Genomic DNA, 22,224 nt, shown 5'->3' on the forward strand with positions numbered 1-22,224 from the left:
CCACGCCCAAGTCAATCGCTGCCATGCTCCGGCCTGACATAGACGCCCCGGCCCAGCGGGCCGCCGGGGATCAACCGCCCATCCTCCTCCTGCCGCAGGGTCATCGTCTGGAAAGCGGGTTCGGGCACATCGTTGCCGGGTTCCGAAGTCAGGACGACATTGCCGTCCTTCGCTTCCCAACGGCCCTGCGCGAACAGATCGAGCGCGCCTACGACCAGATACCATTGAAAGCGCCCATCGGCCCGCAGCAGCAGCTCCGATCCCGTCTCCATCACGCCTTGCAGATAATAATGCCCGGTCCACGCCGCCGTCTCACCATGCGCGGCGGCGGGTGCGACCGCTATCGCCAGACCTGTCGCAAGGGGAAGGAATATCCTGAAAATCGTCATGATAGGAATGGATTGCACCACTTTCCCGATGCGGCTTGCCCTACTTTAACCGATTAATCCGGTTCCGTCGCTATTTCCTTCAAAATTTGCCCCGACCTCTGCTAATCCGGGGACAATGAGCATTGATCCTTTGCTGCTGCTGCAAGCCTATGCGCTTGGCGTATTTCCCATGTCTGATGACCGCCATGCCGAGGATATCTATTGGGTCGAACCGAAGAAGCGGGCCGTCCTGCCGCTGGATGCTTTCCACCTGTCTCGCTCGTTGGCGAAGACCATCCGCCGCGACCGCTTCCGCGTCACCGCCAATCGCGCTTTCCCTGCCATCGTGGCGCTCTGCGCGGAAGCGAAGGAAGATCGCCCATCGACATGGATCAACGGTCCCATCGAGGAGGCCTACCGCCATCTCCACATATTGCGCTTCGCTCATTCGGTGGAGATATGGGAGGGAGAGGAGCTGGTCGGCGGCCTTTACGGCGTGGCGTTGGGCCGCGCCTTCTTCGGCGAAAGCATGGTGTCCCGCCGCACCGATGCGTCAAAAGTCGCGCTCGCCTGGCTGGTGGCGCGGATGCGCTTCGGCGGCTTCACCCTGCTCGATTGCCAGTTCATGACCGATCATCTGCGCTCGCTGGGCGCGGTCGAGATCAGCCAGCGCGACTATCTTCAGTTGTTGGGGGAAGCGGTGGCGGACGTGCCGCTGGGCGATGGCCGCGCGGTACTCTCCGCCGGTTCGGGGGGAGGGGCGGAACTGGCGTTCGATCCATTATCAGGCGCGGCGGAAGCGGGGGAGGAAGGCTCGCCTCTGGCACCGGTCCTGACGGTATCCGGACCCGTCTCCGGCCAGGCCATCGCGCAGCTCTTGACCCAGACGTCATAGATCGGGTGCTGCACCACATTGCGGTCGGGCCGCTCGCGGAACAGCCAGCCGGAAAAGGCGCGCCGCCATTTGCCGTCCGCGCTGCTCCGCACGTCGAGTTGAACGAAGGCCCCGGTTTCCTGCACATTCTCCCAAGGCGCGGTCGTCTCGCACGCCTGGAGGCGCACGATGGCGTCGCCAACGCGCAAGGCTTCGCCCGGTTTCATCTGAAGGTCGCGCGTCAGGCCGTTGCGCTTGTTGAGCAGGCCCACCACCGCGACCCGTTCCGCCATCGGCGTACCGGGCAGGGCGGAAAAACCGCCGTTGCGGATCGGGCTGTTCTCGATCTTGACGGGGCCGGACTGGTTGGCCGCGGGCATGTCATCGCCGCCGCATCCGGCCAGCATGAGAACGCAGGCCAGAACAGGCGCGGCGGTCAGGATCGGCAGGACGCCCCCCGCCGGGCGCGGGGTCATGATGCCTCGGGACTCCATGCCTCGTAATCGCCGGTGGCCTTCTGGCGCCGGCCGCCCTTTTCCAGCGCGCCGGACGGGCGATAGGCGTTGACGGTGCCGGTCGCATTGGGGGTGGAGTCCCGTTCCCAGATGCGCGGCGGCGGCAGGAAGCTTTCCGGCGCGCCCTCAATCGAATGATGCAGCCAGCCATGCCATTCGGCGGGCACGCGGCTCGCATCATTGGGGCCGTTGTAGATCACCCAGCGGCGGGTCAGGCCGTTCGGGTCGACGCCGCCTTCATAATAGACATTGCCCTGATGGTCCTCGCCCACCTTGCTGCCCTTGCGGGCCGTGAAGAGCGAGGTGCCGATGGTGGCGCCGTTCCACCAGGTGAAGATCTTGCCAAGGATTCCCATGGGGCAGCGCTTAGCCGTTGGGGCGGCTGCTTGGCAAGGCGCTTGTGCGGTTCCGGTCAGGGAGCGGGGCAGAAATCGAGCCGGTCCCATGCTTCGTCCGGGCGGGTTCCGGGCACGGCGCAATTACCCCAGCGGACGCGGTCGCCTTCCCTGATCCCCAGTTCCGCCGCCCGCCCGCCGGCCAGTTCCAGCACGGCGGCCACCGGGACGCCCGCCGATACAGGCTCACGCGAATAAGGCTGCGTCATCGCCTTGATGAAGGCGATGGTGCCGTCCGTGTGGATGAACAGCATATCGAGCGGGATCAGCGTGTCTTTCATCCAGAAGCTCGCCGTGCGGGGCGGTTCCATGGGAAACAGCATCCCCGAATCCGCCGCCAGCGACTTGCGGAACATGAGGCCGCGCTCCTGGTCCCCGGGGTTGAGAGCGACTTCCACGTCGAAGCGGTGCTCGCCCTTCGCGCCGCGAATGACGAGGGGGAGCAGGCTGGTTTGCCGGGCGGACGGGCCGGCCGTGTTTTCCGCCTTGTGGGCTGTCTGCGAGCAGGCCGCCAGCAAGGCGATGAGCAGGGCGGAGAGAATCCTCATGGAGACGGGTTACAATAATGCATTGGGGGAGGACAGGCTATTCCTCCGGCTCCGGCGGCTCTCCGGGAGGGGCGTCGACCCAGCGGCGGGCGAGCGCATGGCCGTGGCCCGCGCGCAGGAAGGCCGCCATCCATTTCTCGCGCAACCTGGGATCGGGCCGCTCCGCCGCGAAGGGGCCGATGCGCTTGCGCCGGGCGAAGCGTTCGGCCGCCGCCCAGCCCTGCGCGGCGGTGTGCGCGTCGGCTTCCGTCCGGTCGGCTTGCGCGATCCCGGCGGCGCGCAGGCTTTCGTCCACCCGCCGCGCGCCATAGCCGCGCCGCGTCAGCGCCGCGCTTTTCATCACCGCATAGCCGCCATCGTCGATATAGCCCAATTCGGCGAGCCGGTCGGCCAGTCCCTGCGGATCGGCGGGATTTTCGCTGCCCCAGCCCCGCTCCCTGATCTTGCGCCGCAGATAGTCGAGCAGCTTCGCCCGGCTGGTGGCGAAACGCCCGACATAGCGCAGCGCCATCTCACGCAGGGCGTCTTCGTCGATCGGTGGGCGGGGGCGTTTTGCGGTCATGCGGCTCCATCATGCGGCAAGCGCCATCTTTATGCCACAGTCGGGCCGGAATTTTACCGCCCCTTGTGCGCTACAAGCTCAGGCTGGAACGAAACTATCCGGTGCAACGTCGCGTCAAAGCTGATAGCGGCGCTGCGGATATGAAAATTATGACATTTGGTGACACCAATATGACGGGTTCGCAAAGCATGATGGCACCGACGCCGACCACCGACGATCTGCCCCGCCGTTTTTCGGATTTCGAGACGCTGGGCGAAGCGCTGGATTATGCGGCGCGGGGCGAGCGCGGCATGAATTTCCATGACGCCCGCGGCAATCTGGCGCGGCCCTATCCCTTTTCGGAGCTGCGGACGGACGCGATCGCCTGCGCCCACCGTCTGATCGCCCATGGCGTGAAGCCGCAGGACCGTGTGGCGCTGGTCGCGGAAACGGGGACGGATTTCGCGCAGCTTTTCTTCGGCATCGTCTATGCGGGCGCCTGGCCGGTGCCGCTGCCGCTGCCGACCAGCTTCGGCGGCAAGGAAAGCTATATCGATCAGCTCAATGTCCAGTTGACGAGCTGCGACCCGATGCTGTTCCTCTTCCCCAGGGAACTGGAAGAGATGGCGGGCGAGGCCGGGCGGCAGCGCGCCGTCGAAAGCATCGCGTTCGAGGATTTCATCGCTCGCGAGGCCGTGGCGGTCGATCTGCCGCAGGCCAGGGGCGACGCAATCTGCTACCTGCAATATTCGAGCGGTTCGACCCGCTTCCCGCATGGCGTGGCGGTGACGCATCATGCGCTGCTCAGCAACCTCGCCGCGCACAGCCATGGCATGGAACTGGCCGAGGGCGACCGCTGCATAAGCTGGCTGCCCTGGTATCATGACATGGGCCTGGTCGGCTGCTTCCTGTCGATCGTCGCCAACCAGGTGTCGACCGACTATATGAAGACCGAGGATTTCGCCCGTCGCCCGCTGGCGTGGCTGGACCTCATCAGCCGCAATCAAGGCACATCGATCAGCTATTCGCCGACCTTCGGCTACGACATCTGCGCGCGTCGCATGTCGAGCCAGACCAAGGCCGCCGACCGTTTCGACCTGTCGCGCTGGCGGCTGGCGGGCAATGGCGCGGACATGATCCGTCCCGACGTGATGCAGAGCTTCGTCGACGCCTTCGCCGACGCGGGTTTCAGTCCCAAGGCGTTCCTGCCCAGCTATGGCCTTGCCGAAGCGACGCTGGCCGTCACCATCATGCCGCCGGGCGAAGGCATCATCGTCGAACTGGTCGAGGAAACCGATCTGTCGGGCGGCGACGCGACCGAAGGGCGGCCGCAGCGGTTCCGCTCCATCGTCAATTGCGGCAAGCCCGCGCGCGACATGGTGGTGGAGATCCGTGACGAAGATGGCGGCCTGCTCAAGGAGCGCCAGATCGGCAAGGTGTGGACCACGGGACCGTCCCTGATGGTCGGCTATTTCCGCGATCAGGAGGCGACCGACGCCTGCATGGTCGACGGTTGGCTGGACACCGGCGACATGGGATATCTGAGCGACGGCTATCTCTATATCGTGGGCCGCGCCAAGGACATGATCATCATCAACGGCAAGAACCATTGGCCGCAGGATATCGAATGGGCGGTGGAGCAGCTTCCCGGCTTCAAGCAGGGCGATATCGCGGCTTTCGCGATCACTACCCCCGGCGGCGAGGAAGCGCCCGCCGTGCTGGTGCATTGCCGGACCTCCGACAATGAGGAACGCTCGCGCCTGCGCGACCAGATCCGCGAGCGGGTGCGGGCGATCACCGGCATGAACTGCGTGGTCGAACTGGTGCCGCCGCGCACGCTGCCGCGCACCAGCTCGGGCAAGCTCAGCCGGTCCAAGGCGCGCAACCTGTATCTGGCCGGGGAAATCCGTCCTTACGACATAGCGGCCTGAGCCGGGCAGGCTCGGCGAACAGTGTCAGGCCGACTGAAGCTGTCGCTCGATCATCGTCCAGAGCGTCGCAAATTCCTTTGAGGCGGGCGAGGATGGAGCGAATGCGCCCAGCGGCTTGCGCCGCACGGCCATCTGCTCGATCATGCTCGCCATGGGAATCGCAGACCAGCTTGGCTGTTCCTCCAGCGCCTTGCGATGCAGGCTGCGGCGCCGGTCGACCATCGAATAGACCGGCAGGATTGGCGCGTGGGCGCCGCCGCGCTGGACGAGGTAGCGCGCCACTTCCCCCATCGCGCGCTGCGACAAGGGGGAAGGAATGACCGGAATGACGATGAGGTCGGCGGCGCGCAGCACTTGTTCGCTGGTTTCGGTCAATCCCGGAGGGCAATCCAGAATGATTCGGTCATAATCCTTGCCCAGATTTTCGATCAGCTTCGCCAGCCGCTTCTTCTTGTCCATTTCGCGGAACAGATGATCGAGGCCGCGCAGCGATGTGTCGGCCGCGATCAGGTCCAGCCCCGGAACCGTGGAAGGCTGGATCAGCTTGCGGACCTGGACGTCCTTGCTGAAAATCGCCTGGGCGGCGTCCCGGCTTTGCAGGTCGGTCGAGAGGAGCCAGCTCGATGCCGCCTGGGGATCGAGATCCCAGAGCAGCGTGCGACGCTTGGAAATACAGGCCGAAGCCCAGGCCAGATTGATGGCGAAGGTGGTTTTCCCCACTCCGCCCTTGAGGCTGTAGACGGCGATGGTCGCCAATGCCGGTTCCTTTGCCATGCCGAAAGCTAAGTCTTTCGCAGGTGCGAAAGCAAGCGTTGAAATCACGATATTGTTGCAGCGGCGTTACAATGGGGATTTCCCGTGCGCTAACGATGCATTTGCGCTGGCCCGCCATGGCTCAATCGGATAGCGCGGGAAGAGTAGCTTGAGGACATTGGCTTTTTCGCCATAGACTGCCCCGTCAACAAGGAATGAGAAGCGCCTATGAAGATCACGATGATCGGCACGGGATATGTGGGCCTGGTATCAGGAGCCTGTTTTGCTGATTTTGGCCATGACGTGGTCTGCGTGGACAAGGATTCCAGCAAGATCGCGGCGATAGAATCGGGCCAGATGCCCATCTATGAACCGGGACTGGATCAACTGGTGGGCGGCAATGCGGCAGCGGGCCGTTTGAGCTTCACCACGGACCTTGCCGCCGGGGTCAAGGGCGCCGATGCGATTTTCATCGCGGTGGGAACGCCTTCCCGCAGAGGCGACGGTCATGCGGATCTCAGCTATGTTTACGCGGCCGCGCGGGAGATCGCGGAGGCGTTGGACGGCCCCGCCGTGATCGTGACCAAGTCCACCGTGCCGGTCGGAACCGGCGACGAAGTGGAGCGGATCGCGCGCGAAGCGCGCCCCGATCTCGACATCGCAGTGGTTTCCAACCCTGAATTTCTGCGGGAAGGTGCGGCGATCAGCGATTTCAAGCGGCCCGACCGCATCGTGGTGGGCACGACCGGGGATGAGCGCGCCATCAACGCGATGCAGCAGATTTACCGTCCGCTCTATCTCAACCAGGCGCCGCTGCTCTTCACCGGACGGCGGACGGCGGAGCTTATCAAATATGCCGCCAATGCCTTTCTGGCGACGAAGATCACCTTCATCAATGAGATGGCGGACCTGTGCGAAGCGGTCGGCGCGGAGGTGCAGGACGTGGCGCGCGGCATCGGCCTCGACAATCGCATCGGGTCGAAATTCCTTCATGCCGGGCCGGGCTATGGCGGCTCCTGCTTTCCCAAGGATACGCTGGCGCTGGTCAAGACCGGGCAGGATCATGAGACGCCGATCCGCATCGTGGAGACGGTGGTGCAGGTGAACGACCTTCGCAAGCGCGCCATGGGGCGCAAGATCGTGAAGGCGATGGGCGGCGACGCGCGGGGCAAGACGGTCGCGCTGCTGGGCCTGACGTTCAAGCCCAACACCGACGACATGCGCGACGCGCCCAGCATCGCCATCGTGCAGGCGCTGGAAGACGCTGGGGCGAAGGTGGTCGCTTATGACCCCGAAGGCATGGCGGCGGCGTCGGCCCTGATGCCAGGCATAACCATGGCGACGGACGCCTATAGCGCGGCGCAGGGCGCGGATGCGCTCGTTCTGGTGACGGAATGGAATGCGTTCCGCGCGTTGGACCTCAAGCGGCTGGCCGCGTCGATGAATGCGCCGGTTCTGGTGGACCTGCGCAACATATATCCCGCGGCCGAAGTGAGGGCGGCGGGCTTTTCCCTGACGCGGATCGGCGACAAGGCCGTCGACGCCTGATGTGGCCGTGGAACGAGGGAAAGGCGCGAATGTGCGCCTTTCCTCGCGCGCATCACTGGTTGATGGCGGCGGGGCTGCTGTTTTTCGCCAGCCAGATCGTGCCCGTCGTCGCGGGATTGCTTTAAGATGCAGACTATGGGTGCTGTCGCATAGGATCAGGTCCGTAGAACGGCGCTTCAGTTGGTCGGCTTGGGTGGATTTGTGCCACACTTCGTCAAGCCAGCGAAAGCTGGCATCTCTCTTCTTTGTAGGCGCGACCCAGCCTAAGGGAGATCCCAGCTTTCGCTGGTATGACGGATTGAACGGCGGAAACTGGCCGAAAACAGCCACCCCGTGATGGGCTCGGAAGTTTTGCTACAGTCTGGGGAAGCCGTTCAGAGAACGTCGTTTGCCTTTTCCGGCGGGCGAGCGATGATCGCGCCTTTGTCCGTGATGACGATGGGGCGCTCGATCAGGATCGGATGCGCGGCCATGGCGTCCAGCACCGCCGCGTCATCGGCGGTGTCGAGGCCGATTTCCTTTACCGCCGCTTCGCCCTTGCGCACGGCTTGGGACGGGGTGACGCCTGCCTTTTTCAGCACGGCTTCGATCTGGCCGCGCGTCGGCGGGGTCTTGAGATATTCGATGATCTCGACCTCCACCCCCGGCTTTTCCTCCAGGACCGCCAGAGCCTGCCGCGATTTGGAGCAGCGGGGGTTATGCCAGATCGTCGCCTTCATGCCGCGTCTTCCCGCGCCAGCCAATCCTCCAGCCATTTGATCGTATAGTCGCCGTTGAGGAAATCGGGATCGCGCAGCAGCGCCTGATGCAGCGGGATGGTGGTCTTCATCCCTTCGATCACATATTCCTCCAGCGCGCGGCGGAGGCGCATGATGCAGCCTTCGCGGGTGCGGCCATAGACGATCAGCTTGCCGATCATGCTGTCGTAATAGGGCGGCACCTTATAGCCCTGATAGAGGCCGCTATCGACGCGGACGTGCATCCCGCCCGGCACATGATAGCTGGTGACGGTGCCCGGCGAAGGCGCGAAGGTGCGCGGGTCTTCGGCATTGATGCGGCATTCGATGGCGTGGCCGTGGAACTCGATATCCTCCTGCGCGACGGACAGCGGTTTGCCCTCGGCCACCCGAATCTGTTCGCGGACAAGGTCGACGCCGGTAATCATCTCCGTCACGGGATGCTCCACCTGAAGGCGGGTGTTCATCTCGATGAAGTAGAATTCGCCGTCTTCCCAGAGAAATTCGATGGTGCCAGCGCCGCGATAGCCCATATCGGCCATCGCTTTGCGCACCACTTCGCCCATGCGGTCGCGTTCGGCGGTGGAAAGGACGGGGGAGGGGGCTTCTTCCAGCACTTTCTGATGCCGGCGCTGGAGCGAGCAGTCGCGCTCGCCCAGATGGATGGCGTTGCCCTTGCCGTCGCCGAAGATCTGGAACTCGATATGCCGGGGGTTGCCCAGATATTTTTCCATATAGACGGTGTCGTCGCCGAACGCGGCCTTCGCCTCGCTGCCGGCCTGCTTCATCAGCGTTTCGAGCAGGTCTTCGCTGGGCACGACCTTCATGCCGCGCCCGCCGCCGCCCGACGCAGCCTTGATGAGCACGGGATAGCCGATCTTGGCGGCGACTTCCTTGGCTTCCTCTACGCTGGAGAGCGCGCCGTCGGAGCCGGGAACGAGCGGCAGACCGAGAGCGCCCGCCGTCTTCTTCGCTTCCACCTTGTCGCCCATGATGCGGATATGTTCGGGCTTGGGACCGACAAAGGCTATATTGTGGGTTTCCACGATTTCCGCGAACTGGGCGTTTTCCGACAGGAAGCCGTAACCGGGGTGGATCGCGTCCGCGCCCGAAATCTCCGCCGCGGAAATGATCGCGGCGATGTTCAGATAGCTGTCCTTCGCTGCCGGAGGGCCGATGCAGATGGCTTCGTCGGCCAGGCGCACATGCATGGCGTCCGCGTCGGCGGTCGAATGGACCGCCACCGTCTTGATCCCCATTTCATGACAGGCGCGATGGATGCGCAGCGCGATTTCGCCCCGGTTGGCGATCAACAGCTTTTCAATGGCCATGGCGTGCGGCGGCCTTATTCAATGACGATCAGCGGCTGGTCATATTCGACCGGCTGGCCGTTATCGACCAGAACGGCCTTGACCGTGCCCGATGTGGGGGCGGTGATCGCGTTCATGACCTTCATCGCTTCGACGATGAGGACGGTGTCGCCCTGCTTCACGGTCGAACCGACGGCCGCGAAGGCGGGAGCGCCCGGCTCGGCCGCCAGATAGGCGGTGCCGACGATGGGCGAGCGGACGGTCGTGCCCGAAGGCAGCGCGGCCTCGGCCGGGGCGGCCGCCGGGGCAGCAGCAGCCGGAGCGGCGGCGACGGGGGCGGGCGCCGCGACATAGGCCGGGGCAACAGCGCCGGCCTTGCGGGCGACGCGAATCTTGCGATCGCCGTCTTCCACCTCGATTTCCGTCAGGTTGGTGTCGTCGAGCAGCGCGGCCAGATCCCGCACCAGTTGCACGTCCACCTGCATCGCGCCCTTTTCCTGCTTGTCGTTCATCTCATGTCCCTGGACGGTGAAATTGTTTTGTGATGCCCGCGCCTATGACCATTTGCGTGCGAGCGCAACGCTCAAAGCTCCAGCGCCGCTTCCAGCGCAAGCATGTAGGACATCGCGCCGAAGCCTGCGACGGTTCCCTTCGCGGCCATGCCGACATAGCTTTTGTGGCGGAAAGGCTCGCGCGCGTGGGGGTTGGAGAGGTGCACCTCGATCACCGGCACGGTGATGCCTTTTATGGCGTCGTGCAGGGCGACGGAGGTGTGGGTTAGACCGCCGGGATTGAGGATGACGGCATGGGCGCTTTCGCCATGCGCCTCCTGAAGCCAGTCGATCAGATGGCCCTCATGGTTCGATTGGCGGAAATCGATCTCCACATGGGCGCGGTTGGCAGCGTCCTCCATGCGTTCGGCGATGTCGTCCAGCGTGTCATAGCCGTAAATCTCCGGCTCCCGCGTTCCCAGCATATTGAGGTTCGGGCCGTTCAGCACGAAGATTTTGCGCGTGTCGGTCATGGCCGTCCCCTTCTTGTCTTTCAAGCCTGTTGCGGGGGCGATGCCCCTGTCCCTATATGCGCCCACGGCGCGGCCCTTGGCGGGCCTTCATAGCCGTTCGCGTCCGCTCAAGTCGAGACGGGATGTGGACGGCGGCAGGAGTTTCGAAAAGTGAGCATCGATGGCACCATCTCCATCCACATCAATGGCGAGCACCGGCGCGTGCGGGACGGGCTGACGCTGGCCGAACTGGCGAGCGAGCTGGGTTTCGTGCCGGAAAAGGTGGCGGTGGAGCGCAACCTGGAGGTCGTGCCCCGCTCCACGCTGGGGCAGGTGCTGGTCGAGGATGGCGATGAGCTGGAGATCGTGCATTTCGTTGGCGGCGGCGACGTGAGCGCGGTCGATGAGGATCGCTGGAGCGTCGCGGGCAAGAGCTTCCGCTCGCGGCTGATCGTCGGCACCGGCAAATATAAGGATTTCGAGCAGAACGCGGCGGCGGTCGAGGCTTCGGGGGCGGAGATCGTCACCGTGGCCGTGCGGCGCGTGAACGTGTCCGATCCCAAGGCGCCGATGCTGACCGACTATATCGACCCCAGGAAGATCACTTACCTGCCCAACACGGCGGGCTGCTATACGGGCGAGGAAGCGATCCGCACCCTGCGGCTGGCGCGCGAGGCGGGCGGATGGGATCTCGTCAAGCTGGAGGTGCTGGGCGAGGCGCGGACGCTTTACCCGGATATGGTGGAGACGCTGCGAGCCACCGAAATCCTCGCCAAGGAAGGCTTCAAGCCGATGGTCTACTGCGTCGACGATCCGATCGCGGCCAGGCGGCTGGAGGATGCGGGCGCTGTGGCGATCATGCCGTTGGGCGCGCCGATCGGCTCGGGCCTTGGCATCCAGAATCGCGTTACGATCCGCCTGATCGTGGAGGGCACGTCGCTGCCGGTGCTGGTGGATGCGGGCGTCGGCACCGCGTCGGAAGCCGCCGAGGCGATGGAACTGGGCTGCACCGGCGTGCTCATGAACACCGCTATTGCTGAGGCGAAGGACCCGGTGCTGATGGCCGCGGCGATGAAGGCGGGCGTGGAGGCCGGCCGCATGGCCTATCGCGCCGGGCGCATGGGCAAGCGGATGTATGCCGATCCGTCCAGTCCGCTGGCCGGTCTTATCTAGCGCATCTCGCTATCGCAGCAAATTGACCGACTCCTTTCCTGTCCCTATGGCTTGGGCATTGGACAGGAAGAGGACGTGCGATGGTGAACAAGCTCTACCCTGATGCTGCGTCAGCATTGGAGGGCCTTCTTTTCGACGGGATGCATTTGTGCGCGGGCGGTTTCGGCCTGTGCGGCATTCCCGAGCGGCTGATCGACGCGATCCGGGATTCGGGCGTCAAGTATCTGACCATCGCCTCCAACAATGCCGGGATCGACGGCGAAGGGCTGGGCAAGCTGCTGCGCACGCGGCAGGTGAAGAAGATGATCTCCTCCTATGTCGGCGAGAACAAGGAGTTCGAGCGGCAATATCTGGCGGGGGAACTCGAAGTGGAATTCTGTCCGCAAGGGACGCTGGCCGAACGCTGCCGCGCGGGCGGAGCGGGCATTCCGGGTTTCTATACGAAAACCGGCGTCGGCACGGCGGTGGCCGAGGGCAAGGAAGTCAAAAGCTTCGACGGGCAGGATTATATCCTCGAACGCGGCATCTTCGCCGATGTCGCCCTCATCAAGGGGTGGAAGGCGGACGAGAGCGGCAACCTGATCTTCCGCAAGACGGCACGCAACTTCAACCAGCCCATGGCGACCGCCGCAAAGATTTGCGTGGCGGAAGTGGAAGAAGTGGTGCCGGTCGGCAGCCTCGACCCCGATTGCATCCACCTGCCCGGCATTTACGTCAAGCGCATGATCATCGGCGCGCCTTATGACAAGAAGATCGAATTTCGCACCGTTCGCCAGAGGGAGACTGCCTGATGCCCTGGACTCGTGACGAGATGGCTGCCCGTGCGGCGAAGGAACTCAAGGACGGTTTCTACGTAAACCTTGGCATCGGCATTCCGACGCTCGTGGCGAACCATATTCCGGCGGGGGTGGAAGTGACGCTCCAGTCGGAAAACGGGATGCTGGGCATCGGCCCTTTCCCCTATGAGGGGGAGGAAGACGCCGACCTCATCAACGCGGGCAAGCAGACGATCAGCGAACTGCCCAACAGCGCCTATTTCTCCAGCGCCGACAGCTTCGCCATGATCCGGGGCGGGCATATCGACCTGACCGTGCTGGGCGCGATGGAAGTGGCGGAAAATGGCGACATCGCCAACTGGATGATCCCCGGCAAGATGATCAAGGGCATGGGCGGCGCGATGGATCTGGTCGCCGGCGTCAAGAAGATCATCGTCGTCATGGAGCATACGTCCAAGGACGGTTCTCCCAAATTCATCCCGGCCTGCACCCTGCCGCTCACCGGCAAGAATGTGGTGGACATGATCGTCACCGACCTCGCCGTCTTTCATCGGGCGGACCATGACAGCCCGTTCAAGCTCATCGAACTGGCGCCGGGCGTGACGGCGGAGGAAGTCGCCGCTAAGACAACCGCTCGATATGTGAGCTGAAGGACCGCGCGATGAGCCTGGACGGCGTTTATGACGAAGGCAATCCCTTTTCCCTGATCCTTCAGGGGAAATTGCCTTCGACCCGGCTCTATGAGGATGAGCATACGCTGGCCTTCCTCGATATCCAGCCGCAATCGAGGGGGCATTCGCTGGTCATTTCCAAATGGTCGAAGGCGCGCAACATCCTTGAGATAGAGGATGAAGCGCTGTGTCAGGTCATGACGACGGCCAAGAAGGTCACGACCGCGATCCGCAAGGCGCTGGACCCCGACGGCATCCATGTCGCGCAGTTCAACGGCGCGCCGGCCGGACAGACCGTCTTCCACCTGCATGTCCATATCGTGCCGCGCTGGGAAGGCGGGCCGCTGGGGTTCAGTGCGCACGCTCAAGGCAATTTCGCCGACCCGGCCGAGCTACAGGCTTTGGCGGAAGAGATCCGCGCCCGGCTTTGATGGCGGATTCCCTCCCCGGCTTTCAGCCGCTCACGCCACAGGAGCGCCGCTGACATGGCGCTCAAGCCCTTTCGCGCACCGGGGGCGCGTGTCGCCCTGCGCGCCAAACCTGCCAGCCGTCGCTTTCACGGAAACGCGGGGGAAGCGGAGGTCATCCTCGATATCTCCCGCCTACTGTCGCGCGCCTTCCATCCGACGCCCACGGGAATCGACCGGGTCGAATATGTCTATGCACGCGAATTGCTGGAGCGGATGCCCGATCGGCTGGCCTTTGCGGCGGTGCATCCGGCGGGCGGTTATTATGGGCGGCTCAAGGATGGCGCGGTGCGGCAATTCCTAGCCTTCACGGCGGCGCGGTGGCGCAATGCGGGCGCCACGGATTCGAAGGAAGGGCGGGCGGCGATCATCCGGCACCTGATCGCGCTGCGGCCGCGCCCCGTGCCGCGCGCACAGGGGCCGCGCGTTTATTTGCAAGTGTCGCCGCATCATCTCGACGATCAGGAGCAGGTGGGCGCGATCCTGCGCGCGGAAGGGGCGAAGTTCGTGACGTTGGTGCACGATGTCATTCCGCTCAGCCACCCGGAATTTGCCCGGCCGCAGGGCGCGGCGGAGCATCGCAAACGCCTCGCAAGCGTCGATTCCTTCGCTTCCGGCATCATCGGCAACAGCCAGGCCACCATCGACGCGCTTGCACCTCATCTGAAGCGGGGGCTGGAAGGGCGCGCCGTCCGCGTCGCTCATTTCGGCTCCGATCCGGTGGAACCGGCGGGCGCCACCGGCCACAAGATTCCGGACCGCCCCTATTTCATCTATATTTCGACCATAGAGCCGCGGAAGAACCATCTGCTGTTGCTCAATGTCTGGCGCAGGCTGGTGGAGCAGATGGGCAATGCCGCGCCTGTGCTCGTGCTGGTGGGGCGGCGCGGCTGGGAAAATGAAAATGTCGTCGACATGCTGGAACGCGGGGCAATCCTGCGCGGCCATGTCATCGAGGCCGGGCAGGTTTCGGATAGCGAGATGCAGGCGCTGACCCGCCATGCGCGCGCCATGCTGATGCCCTCCTTCGTCGAAGGCTTCGGAATGCCGGTGGTGGAGGCGCTGACGGCAGGCGTGCCCGTCATTTGCAGCGACATCGTCGCGCATCGGGAAGTGGGCGGAGGCGCGCCGGATTATCTCGACCCGCTTGACGGTATCGGCTGGATGCGGGCGATCCGGAGCTATAGCCGGGAAGGATCGCCTGAGCGCGCCGCGCAAATGGAAAGGATAGCGCTCTGGTCCCCGCCGACATGGCGTGACTATTTCGACATAGTGGAAGACATTCTCGCGGAAGTGACGGTGTCGGTTTCTTGACCTTTGCGGCGCGCGCGCTCAAGGATGACGACTGGCCGCTGGTCGGCGGAGAGGCCGCAAACATCATTCAAAGGGCATGTGCATTACCGGGGATGCTGTGACACTGCCGCCTTTCCTGCGTTCTCCGCCTTTTCCTTCCACCGCGCCTGTCATGGCGGCGGTCAGCACGTCCTTGCCGGCGGGCGGATCGGGCGAGATTGTTTCCGATGCCGTTCTCGACAAGATCGCCGCATTGCGGGTCGGCGGCGACTTTTGGGGGCATGAGGTCCAGGGCGTGAAGCTGGTCGCGCAGGCGGGCGTTCCGATCTCTCCCGAAAGGTTGAACGGTCTGGATGCCGCGGAGGTGGCGGTCATAGGGGGCGCATCGCCGTTCCCCCCCGAACCCTGCGATCCCTGGACGCTGATCGAGCAGGCGCGATCCGTTCATGCCCGTGCGGAGGATGACATCGCCATTGTCGCGGGCCTGCTGGGGGTGCCGGTTTTCGGGGTCGATTTCCAGCCCGTTGATCCCCGCTGCCTGAAACAGGCCGCCCGGGATCGGCTATCGCAAGCCCGCTATCGCAACTGCTTCACGGGCGAGGAAGCCGATGTGGAACAGGCGGTGCGGCAACTGGCCGAATGGCGCGCGCTTTTTTGCGCCAACAAGGCCATTTGCGCCGCCAGCGGCATGGCCTGGTGGAAGCGCGACGTCATGCGCATCTTTCTTTGGGATGGCTTGCAGTGCCCGCCTTTCGTGACGGCGGAACAGGGGCTGCGCCGCGCCCGCGAGACGGAAGGGGCCTTGGCCGTCTGGCCTTCCCGCGTGCCGGCTTCGACGGTTGACAGGGCCGTGGAGCAGGGAACGCCGCTTATCCGGGTGGAGGATGGATTTCTCCGCTCCCGGGGACTTGGCGCCGCCCTGCATCCGCCCGGTTCGGTCGTGGTGGACCAAACCGGCATCTATTATGACGCCCATGCCGGCGGTGATCTGGAAACGATCCTGGCAACCCATGACTTCCCCCCGGAACTGGTTGAAAGGGCAAGGCTGCTGCGAAAGCGGATTTGCGGATCGGGCGTCACGAAATACGGCGCTGGCCAAGGCCGGATGGTGTCCTTGCCCGAAGGGAAAAGGACGGTCCTTGCGGTAGGGCAGGTGGATGACGACCAGTCGGTGCATCTGGGCGGGGCGGGCGTCGCGGGCAATCTCGACTTCCTGCGGCGCGTCCGACAGGCGGAGCCGGATGCGTGGATCGTCTATCGGCCGCATCCCGATGTTCAGGCCGGACACAGGGCCGGGCATCTGGGCGACGCAACGGTATTGGAATATGCCGACAGCGTGGACGGCGGCGCGCCGCTCATGCAACTGGTCCAGTCCGTCGACGAAGTGCATGTGCTTTCGTCCCTGACGGGTTTCGAGGCTTTGATGCGGGGAAGGCCCGTGACCGTGCACGGGATGCCCTTTTACGCTGGATGGGGGCTGACTCGGGATCTGGCCGCGCCGAATGGCCGGCGTGGCCGGCGCCTGAGCATAGATCAGCTTGTCGCGGGCGCTCTCATTCTCTATCCACGCTATGTTGATCCGGTAACATGGTTGCCTTGCGGTCCAGAAATCATGGTGGACCGGCTGGCGGACGGGTCGACGCCGCCAATGAGCTGGCTCATCAGGCTGCGGATGTTGCAGGGGAAGCTACGTCGATTGATGACTTTATCCGCAGAGTTGCTTCATGGCAGACGCCCAGCTTAAGACCTTCCTGTTCCTGCAAGGCCCGCATGGCCCCTATTTTTCCATGCTCGGCGACGCCTTGCGCGGGCATGGGCATGAAGCGTTGCGTATCAACATCAACGGCGGGGACAAGGTCGACTGGCCTGGCCCGGGCGCTACCGATTATCGGGGGACGTTTCGCGGCTGGCCGTTGTTCTTCGACGATTTCATCGTCAATCATGGCGTTACCGACCTGATCCTCTTTGGCGACTGCCGCCCCTATCATGCGTCCGCGCACAAGATGGCGCGCCTGCGGGGCATCCGAGTGCATGTGGTGGAGGAAGGTTATATCCGTCCCGACTTCCTGACTCTTCAGAAGGACGGGGTGAACGGTAATTCCACCCTGCCGCTCGATCCGCAATGGTATCGGGATCTGGCGCGGGGCCTTCTTCCCGAAGAAGGAAAGAACAATCCTATCCCCTCTACTTTCCGGCGCCGGGCCCAGCATACGATGCGCAACGGCCTTTCGGGCGCGCTGATGCGGCCCTTCTTTCCTTTTTACCGGACGCACCGGCCGCATAGCTTCGCGCTGGAATCGGTAGGCTGGTTCAACAAGCTGCTATGGCGGCAGGCGGACCGGCGCAAGGCGGCCGACAAGTGGGAGGAACTGCGCGGCCGTTCCTATTTCACTCTGCCGCTTCAGCTTAATTCCGACTATCAGATCCGCATCCACTCGCCCTTTGGCGACATGCGCGCCGCGCTGCGCTTCGTGCTCAAGAGCTTTGCCCGCTATGCGCCGGAAGAGGTCGCGCTGGTGGTCAAGCGGCACCCGCTGGACCCCGGCCTGGTCGGTTGGGAAAGGTTGACCCGCAAGCTGGCGAAACAATATGGTGTGGCCGACCGCGTGATCTATCTGGCCGACTGGGACATCGCCAAGGTCGTCCAGCAGTCCATGGGCGTCGTGACCGTCAACAGCACGGTCGGCACGCTGGCGCTCAACACGGGGAAGCCCGTGGTGGTGCTGGGCCATGCCGTCTACAAGGTGCCCGGCATCGTGCACGAAGGCACGCTCGACGAGTTCTGGCGTCAGCCCAAGGCGCCCGACATGGAGCTTTATTCCGCCTTCCGCCGGGTGCTGATCGACCGTTGCCTCATTCGCGGCGGCCTGCTCAGCGATGAAGGGTTGCGGATGCTGGTCGACAATGCGGTCGATCGGCTGATAGGGGATCAGCAGGCTGGCGCATCCCCTCTGGTTTATCTGCCTCATGTGCAGGAACGCCGCATCGGTGGCGGGGTCTGAGGCGAGGGTCGATGAGCGAGAACGATGCAGCGAACGGCGCGGAAGCCCTGATCTATCCCATCATCCTGTCGGGAGGAGCGGGGACGCGCCTGTGGCCTTTGTCACGGCCCGAGACGCCCAAGCAGTTCCTGACGCTGCTCGGTCCCGCTACGATGATGCAGGAAACGGTGGCGCGCACGACGGGCCGCGCCGGGTTTGCCCCGCCGCTCGTCGTGTCGGGCGAGCGCCATGTGGCGTTGGTGGCGCGGCAGATCCGGGAAGCGGGAAGCGAACCGGCGGCGATCTTCCTTGAACCGGAAGGGCGCAACACGGCGGGCGCGATCGCGCTGGCCGCCTATTGGCTGGCCGGGCGGGACGCCGAGGCGTTGATGCTTGTCATGCCGTCCGATCACGCCATCGCCGATGTGGAGAGCTTTCACCGCGCCATTGCGGTCGCATGTCCGGCGGCGCGGTCAGGGCGTCTGGTGACGTTCGGCATCCGTCCGACCCATGCGGAAACGGGCTATGGCTATATCGAGGTGGGCGACGCGGTGGCGGACGTGCCGGGCGTGCACCATGTCGCGGCCTTCGTCGAAAAACCGCCGCTGGAAACGGCGCGCGACCTGATCGGAACCGGGCGGCATTGCTGGAACGGCGGCATCTTCCTGTTTTCCGCCCGCGCCTATATAGCGGAGCTGGAACGGCTGGCGCCCGAAGTGGCCGATGCCTGCCGCGCGGCAATGTCGGGCGCGCGGGACGATGGCGCTTATATTCGTCCCGATGCCATTGCCTTTGGCGCCTGTCCCAGCATCTCCATCGACTATGCGATCATGGAAAAGACGGGGGACGCCGTAGTCGTGCCGGTGGACATGGGATGGTCCGACGTCGGTTCCTGGGAAGCGCTCTGGACGCTCAGGGATCGCAATGGGCAGGACAGCATCTGCGATGGCGCGGCGATCGACATGGACGGTCGCGGCAATTTGGTCATCGTGGACGGAGGCCCCCCGGTGGGCACGATGGGGATGCGCGATTGCGTGATCGTATCGACGGCGGCGGGCGTGCTGGTGATGCCGCGCGAGCGCTCGGCGGATATTCGCGCCCTGGCGGAGGCGATGCTGAAGCGGACGGACGGAACCTGATCTAAGGCATTTTCGAGTTGGCGTTCGGAACCGCGATCAGCGCGCTGCCGTCGCTCTGCGCATACAGCCTGTCGCCCGCTTCGAGAATCCAGCATTCGCCGTTCTTCCATTGCGCGCCCGACAGGCTGCCTGTGCCTTCAAGCGGCACGAACCAGGCGGCGCAGGAGTCGTGGGCGACGATTTCCTCGCCAGCGCGGAAGGCGACATGGCGAAGCCCGAAGGGTCCATGGCCGGCCGTCAGCAGTTCCCGTTCTTCATCCGCCGCAATATGGGGAACAGGCAGGGCGTAGCGTTCCAGCCGGGCGCAGGCCAGGGCCTGTTCGACATGGAGCGGGCGGTCGCGGCCATAGTCGTAGAGCCGGTAGGTGATGTCGGCATTACACTGGACTTCGACCAGCATGATGTCGGCGCCGATGGCGTGCACCGTGCCGGCCGGGACCATGTAGAATTCCCCCGGAAAGACGGGCCGCCAATCGATCATCTTCTCCAGCATTCCAGCGGCGATGGCGGCGCGGACATCGTCCTGCGTCGCCGCCTCGCGAAAGCCGAGGCCGATCGTCGCGCCGGGCTTGCAATCGAGGATGTACCAGGCCTCGTCCTTGCCGTGGGCGTGTCCCTCGCGCCGTGCGGTCGCGTCGTCGGGATGCACCTGAATCGACAGGCGCTCGCTGGTCAGAATATATTTCACCAGCAGATCCTGCTGCTCGCTCGACCCGCCGGTGAAGATCACCTCTCCGATACGCTCGCCCCGCACGTCCCCCAGCCAGTCGGGCAGGCGGTCCCTGCCCCATGGCTTCGCAATCGGATGGGGAAGAAGCTGATGCATTAATTCTGCCGGATGCATGATGGCGTTGATATAGCGCGCAATGATGAGCAAGCGGTTAAGTGATAAGTCCGCCGCGCGCAATGGGGCGGCGGACGTTCGCCGCCGGTGCGGCTTCATCGGGAGAAGCGTTCGATGACCGATGTTTTCCATTCGCGAGGGGAGAGGGATTCGCTGCGCTTCGTTACGCGGGGCGCAAGTTCGCATGTCTACGCGCTGAGTGGGGACGAGGTCGTGAAGCTGTTCCGCCCCGGCGTGTCGGACGAGATGATCGAGCGCGAGGCGCAGGCGTCGCGGCGCGCCGCGGAATTGGGCATGGCCGCGGTCGCGCCGGTGCGCGCGGTGATCATGGAGGGCGCGCGCGGATTGGTTTATCCGCGCGTGAAGGGAGCGACTTTGCTGACGGCCATGCGCAGACAGCCATGGCGTTCCGGCGCGATCATCGACGCCATGGCCCGATTGCAGGTCCGGATGCACGAGGCGCCGGCCACGGGCGGGCTGCGGCGTCTCAAGGACGTGCTGCGGACGGATATCGTCCACGGACCCGCAAGCAAAGCCGTCAAGGACGCGGCGCTTGCGAGATTGGAGACGATGCCGGACGGCCGCCAATTGCTGCATGGCGATTTCCATATCGAAAATATCATGATGGACGGGCGCGATCTCAAGGTGATCGACTGGTCGAAGGCGGCGCTGGGCGATCCGGCCGCGGACATGGCGCGGACGGAAATGCTGATGCGCTTTGGCGACGGGCCGGAAGATCCCCTGACCGCCCTGTCGCGCGATTGGGCGGCGCGGCGTTGGCGCGCCACCTATTTGCGGGAAAGCGGCATGGATGGAAGGCAGGTCGGATCGTGGCGCGCCTTGGTGGCCATCGCCTGGCTGCGGGCTCGAAAGCCCGTTCGGCAGCGGGCTTTCCACGCTTATCTGGACGGTGCCCTGCGCGAGGCGGGATTGGCGGGATAGAATGGACGCTTCCGCCCTATTCCCTCACGACCGGCTGAACCGTTCCCGCCAGGCGTCCTTGGTCGCCAGCTTCTCGCGGTTCTCGCGATAGGCCGCTTGAAGATCGTCATAATTGTCCATCAGGCGCTTCATCACCGCCTTGAAGCGCTTTCGATTGGCGAAATAGCGATCCCGGTCGATCCGGCAGATATAGCCGGTCTGCGAACTCTGGTCGAAGGTGATCGTCGAGCGGCGGCGGAAGCTGTCCTTCGTGTGGGCGCGCACCTCAAGCGGGAACAGCACTGCCTTGCTGTAGAAGAACCGGTCGGGCAGGGCGTGCCCGTTGAAACTGAGCTTGCGCTGCAAGGCGCGCCATCGGCCCTTCTGGCGTTTCGGCGAATGCGGCGTCGTTTCCTCGCGGCCGAAGATCAGCGGCGTCGTCAGCTTTTCATTGACGGTCAGGGTCGCCAGTTGGGCGCGCCGTTCGGCCAGATCGAGATTGCCTTCCCAGAAAGCCTCGCCCTTGAGAACATCCTCGACCGCCATGATGAGCGCCTCCGCCGATTCATAATGATAGGCGTCGTTGAAGCGGTCGAAATAGGAGCGCATCATCTTGGTGATGCCTTTCCTGTCCAGCTTCAAATGATCGAAGGTCAGGTGCAGGACCAGATGGTAACGCATGTCCAGATACATCGTCAGCGGCGATTGCTTGGCGAAGAAATCGTCCTGATGACTGACGACTCCGGGAATGGTCAGGATGTCGAAATCATTCGAAAGGGAGAAATAGATATCGTCTCCACGTACGAAGAAAGGAAAAGGCCAGGTCTTCACCGCTTCGACCGGGAAGCAGAAATACCACCATCCGCCATACCGGCTTTTGAATGTTTCCACCTGGGAAACGGCGATGACATCTTCGAATTTCCGAAGGTCTCGCCCATTATGGATCGGCTTGCAGCGCCTGTCGAATGTGGCGCTGGCTTCCCATAGCCGCCATTTGTGCGCCTCGGTTATCATCGAACCGCTGACCGCCAGTTTCGGATTGGCCGAAAAATAAAGGACGGCCAAGGTCCGCCGGATGGATTCCGGGAAGAATATCGCATCGTCGTCCATGAACAGGACATGCGTCGATCGCCCTAGCCCGCCTTATTCACCAAAAGTGTCCTGAAGGGTTGGCGGGAGTGGCGTAAGCCTCTGATCTGAATTAGGAACTGGGTGTCTAAGCCGAACCTGCCGCAGGGCAGAAAATGCCACGGGCCACACCCGCCATGAACGATGATATCGCAAGCTCATTTGGATTCCCAGCAGTCGGCCGCAAGAAAATCACAGCTGCGTTCGACGGTGGCCGGCTTACCTCGGATGGCGGTGTTCTACTGCTTGCACAGGCCGAGCGCGCGATGGGGATTTGCCAGCGCCTGGCGGCTTGTATTGCCGATCCG

At 64.0% G+C, this 22,224-nt stretch carries 24 protein-coding genes and 1 pseudogene; 13 read left to right on the forward strand and 12 right to left on the reverse strand.

The features are described from left to right. Window positions 1-11: 11 nt before the first annotated feature. Complete coding sequence (locus tag IQ35_RS12535; protein WP_021244180.1) at window positions 12-389, reverse strand: hypothetical protein; 378 nt, start codon at window positions 387-389, stop codon at window positions 12-14. Between the two features lie 115 nt (window positions 390-504). Between IQ35_RS12535 and aat the strand changes: the two genes are divergently transcribed. Further along, entirely contained in the window at window positions 505-1,263 is a 759-nt protein-coding gene (gene aat / locus IQ35_RS21510; RefSeq protein ID WP_031290748.1) for a leucyl/phenylalanyl-tRNA--protein transferase, read from the forward strand. Window positions 1,264-1,298: 35 nt separating this feature from the next. Here aat and IQ35_RS21800 read toward each other — a convergent pair. The 4 genes and pseudogenes from IQ35_RS21800 to IQ35_RS12560 form a co-directional block, all read right to left on the reverse strand. Then, window positions 1,299-1,736: pseudogene (locus IQ35_RS21800) on the reverse strand (DUF2155 domain-containing protein); the annotation flags it as partial. After that, on the reverse strand, window positions 1,715-2,113 hold the full coding sequence (locus IQ35_RS12550) for an NADH:ubiquinone oxidoreductase subunit NDUFA12 (protein WP_021244183.1): 399 nt from the start codon (window positions 2,111-2,113) through the stop codon (window positions 1,715-1,717). The pseudogene IQ35_RS21800 and the gene IQ35_RS12550, both read right to left, overlap by 22 nt. Before the next feature lie 56 nt (window positions 2,114-2,169). Continuing rightward, a complete protein-coding gene (locus tag IQ35_RS12555; protein WP_145073912.1) occupies window positions 2,170-2,700 on the reverse strand; it encodes a DUF192 domain-containing protein in 531 nt (176 codons plus the stop codon). 37 nt (window positions 2,701-2,737) lie between these two features. Then, window positions 2,738-3,262 carry a regulatory protein RecX gene (locus tag IQ35_RS12560; RefSeq protein ID WP_059140312.1) on the reverse strand — a complete coding sequence of 175 codons (525 nt, stop codon included), beginning with the start codon at window positions 3,260-3,262 and terminating at the stop codon, window positions 2,738-2,740. 149 nt (window positions 3,263-3,411) lie between these two features. Here IQ35_RS12560 and IQ35_RS12565 point away from each other — a divergent pair, with 149 nt between their 5' ends. Beyond that, window positions 3,412-5,172: a fatty acyl-AMP ligase gene (locus tag IQ35_RS12565; protein ID WP_040602649.1), complete on the forward strand. Its 1,761-nt coding sequence runs from the start codon at window positions 3,412-3,414 to the stop codon at window positions 5,170-5,172. Window positions 5,173-5,196: 24 nt separating this feature from the next. Here IQ35_RS12565 and IQ35_RS12570 read toward each other — a convergent pair whose 3' ends face one another. Then, on the reverse strand, window positions 5,197-5,946 hold the full coding sequence (locus IQ35_RS12570) for a ParA family protein (protein WP_021244187.1): 750 nt from the start codon (window positions 5,944-5,946) through the stop codon (window positions 5,197-5,199). Window positions 5,947-6,153: 207 nt separating this feature from the next. Here IQ35_RS12570 and IQ35_RS12575 point away from each other — a divergent pair, with 207 nt between their 5' ends. Beyond that, complete coding sequence (locus tag IQ35_RS12575) at window positions 6,154-7,473, forward strand: UDP-glucose dehydrogenase family protein (protein ID WP_021244188.1); 1,320 nt, start codon at window positions 6,154-6,156, stop codon at window positions 7,471-7,473. A gap of 374 nt (window positions 7,474-7,847) precedes the next feature. Here the strand turns inward: IQ35_RS12575 and arsC are convergent, their stop codons facing one another. From arsC to aroQ, 4 genes are all read right to left on the reverse strand, one after another. Next, complete coding sequence (gene arsC, locus IQ35_RS12580) at window positions 7,848-8,192, reverse strand: arsenate reductase (glutaredoxin) (RefSeq protein WP_021244190.1); 345 nt, start codon at window positions 8,190-8,192, stop codon at window positions 7,848-7,850. Continuing rightward, window positions 8,189-9,541, reverse strand: a complete 1,353-nt coding sequence (accC, locus tag IQ35_RS12585; RefSeq protein WP_021244191.1) for an acetyl-CoA carboxylase biotin carboxylase subunit — start codon at window positions 9,539-9,541, stop codon at window positions 8,189-8,191. Before accC ends, arsC begins: the two co-directional genes overlap by 4 nt. Window positions 9,542-9,555: 14 nt before the next feature. Further along, entirely contained in the window at window positions 9,556-10,032 is a 477-nt protein-coding gene (accB, locus tag IQ35_RS12590; RefSeq protein WP_059140311.1) for an acetyl-CoA carboxylase biotin carboxyl carrier protein, read from the reverse strand. Window positions 10,033-10,103: 71 nt separating this feature from the next. Continuing rightward, window positions 10,104-10,544 (reverse strand): type II 3-dehydroquinate dehydratase, encoded by a 441-nt coding sequence (gene aroQ / locus IQ35_RS12595; protein ID WP_021244194.1) that lies wholly within the window; start codon window positions 10,542-10,544, stop codon window positions 10,104-10,106. Between the two features lie 150 nt (window positions 10,545-10,694). Here aroQ and thiS point away from each other — a divergent pair, with 150 nt between their 5' ends. The 8 genes from thiS (at window position 10,695) to IQ35_RS12635 (ending at window position 19,023) form a co-directional block, all read left to right on the forward strand. Further along, window positions 10,695-11,696 (forward strand): sulfur carrier protein ThiS, encoded by a 1,002-nt coding sequence (gene thiS, locus IQ35_RS12600; protein WP_145073914.1) that lies wholly within the window; start codon window positions 10,695-10,697, stop codon window positions 11,694-11,696. 80 nt (window positions 11,697-11,776) lie between these two features. Next, the gene (locus IQ35_RS12605) at window positions 11,777-12,487 is read left to right on the forward strand and encodes a CoA transferase subunit A (RefSeq protein WP_145073916.1); all 711 of its coding nucleotides are present in this window, start codon (window positions 11,777-11,779) and stop codon (window positions 12,485-12,487) included. Further along, window positions 12,487-13,122, forward strand: a complete 636-nt coding sequence (locus tag IQ35_RS12610) for a CoA transferase subunit B (RefSeq protein WP_031290757.1) — start codon at window positions 12,487-12,489, stop codon at window positions 13,120-13,122. The genes IQ35_RS12605 and IQ35_RS12610 overlap by 1 nt, the downstream gene beginning before the upstream one ends. 11 nt (window positions 13,123-13,133) lie before the next feature. Next, entirely contained in the window at window positions 13,134-13,574 is a 441-nt protein-coding gene (locus IQ35_RS12615) for an HIT family protein (protein WP_145073918.1), read from the forward strand. A 54-nt stretch (window positions 13,575-13,628) separates the two neighbouring features. Beyond that, window positions 13,629-14,924: a glycosyltransferase family 4 protein gene (locus tag IQ35_RS12620; RefSeq protein ID WP_021244200.1), complete on the forward strand. Its 1,296-nt coding sequence runs from the start codon at window positions 13,629-13,631 to the stop codon at window positions 14,922-14,924. A 97-nt stretch (window positions 14,925-15,021) separates the two neighbouring features. Next, window positions 15,022-16,647, forward strand: a complete 1,626-nt coding sequence (locus IQ35_RS12625) for a capsular polysaccharide export protein, LipB/KpsS family (RefSeq protein WP_242003342.1) — start codon at window positions 15,022-15,024, stop codon at window positions 16,645-16,647. Next, window positions 16,628-17,905 (forward strand): capsule biosynthesis protein, encoded by a 1,278-nt coding sequence (locus IQ35_RS12630; RefSeq protein WP_145073922.1) that lies wholly within the window; start codon window positions 16,628-16,630, stop codon window positions 17,903-17,905. Before IQ35_RS12625 ends, IQ35_RS12630 begins: the two co-directional genes overlap by 20 nt. 11 nt (window positions 17,906-17,916) lie before the next feature. After that, the gene (locus IQ35_RS12635; protein WP_145073924.1) at window positions 17,917-19,023 is read left to right on the forward strand and encodes a mannose-1-phosphate guanylyltransferase/mannose-6-phosphate isomerase; all 1,107 of its coding nucleotides are present in this window, start codon (window positions 17,917-17,919) and stop codon (window positions 19,021-19,023) included. A gap of 1 nt (window position 19,024) precedes the next feature. Here IQ35_RS12635 and IQ35_RS12640 read toward each other — a convergent pair whose 3' ends face one another. Then, complete coding sequence (locus IQ35_RS12640) at window positions 19,025-19,849, reverse strand: class I mannose-6-phosphate isomerase (protein WP_031290760.1); 825 nt, start codon at window positions 19,847-19,849, stop codon at window positions 19,025-19,027. A gap of 132 nt (window positions 19,850-19,981) precedes the next feature. On the opposite strand from IQ35_RS12640, the gene IQ35_RS12645 reads away from it, so the two are divergent. Beyond that, window positions 19,982-20,809, forward strand: a complete 828-nt coding sequence (locus tag IQ35_RS12645) for a phosphotransferase family protein (RefSeq protein WP_021244205.1) — start codon at window positions 19,982-19,984, stop codon at window positions 20,807-20,809. Window positions 20,810-20,833: 24 nt separating this feature from the next. Here the strand turns inward: IQ35_RS12645 and IQ35_RS12650 are convergent, their stop codons facing one another. Beyond that, window positions 20,834-21,898 (reverse strand): hypothetical protein, encoded by a 1,065-nt coding sequence (locus tag IQ35_RS12650; protein ID WP_145073926.1) that lies wholly within the window; start codon window positions 21,896-21,898, stop codon window positions 20,834-20,836. A gap of 134 nt (window positions 21,899-22,032) precedes the next feature. On the opposite strand from IQ35_RS12650, the gene IQ35_RS12655 reads away from it, so the two are divergent. Further along, the coding region (locus IQ35_RS12655) for a transposase (protein WP_199739953.1) at window positions 22,033-22,224 on the forward strand (192 nt) is incomplete at its 3' end.

This window comes from Sphingobium wenxiniae (assembly GCF_007830065.1).
Taxonomy (GTDB): Bacteria; Pseudomonadota; Alphaproteobacteria; order Sphingomonadales; family Sphingomonadaceae; genus Sphingobium; species Sphingobium wenxiniae.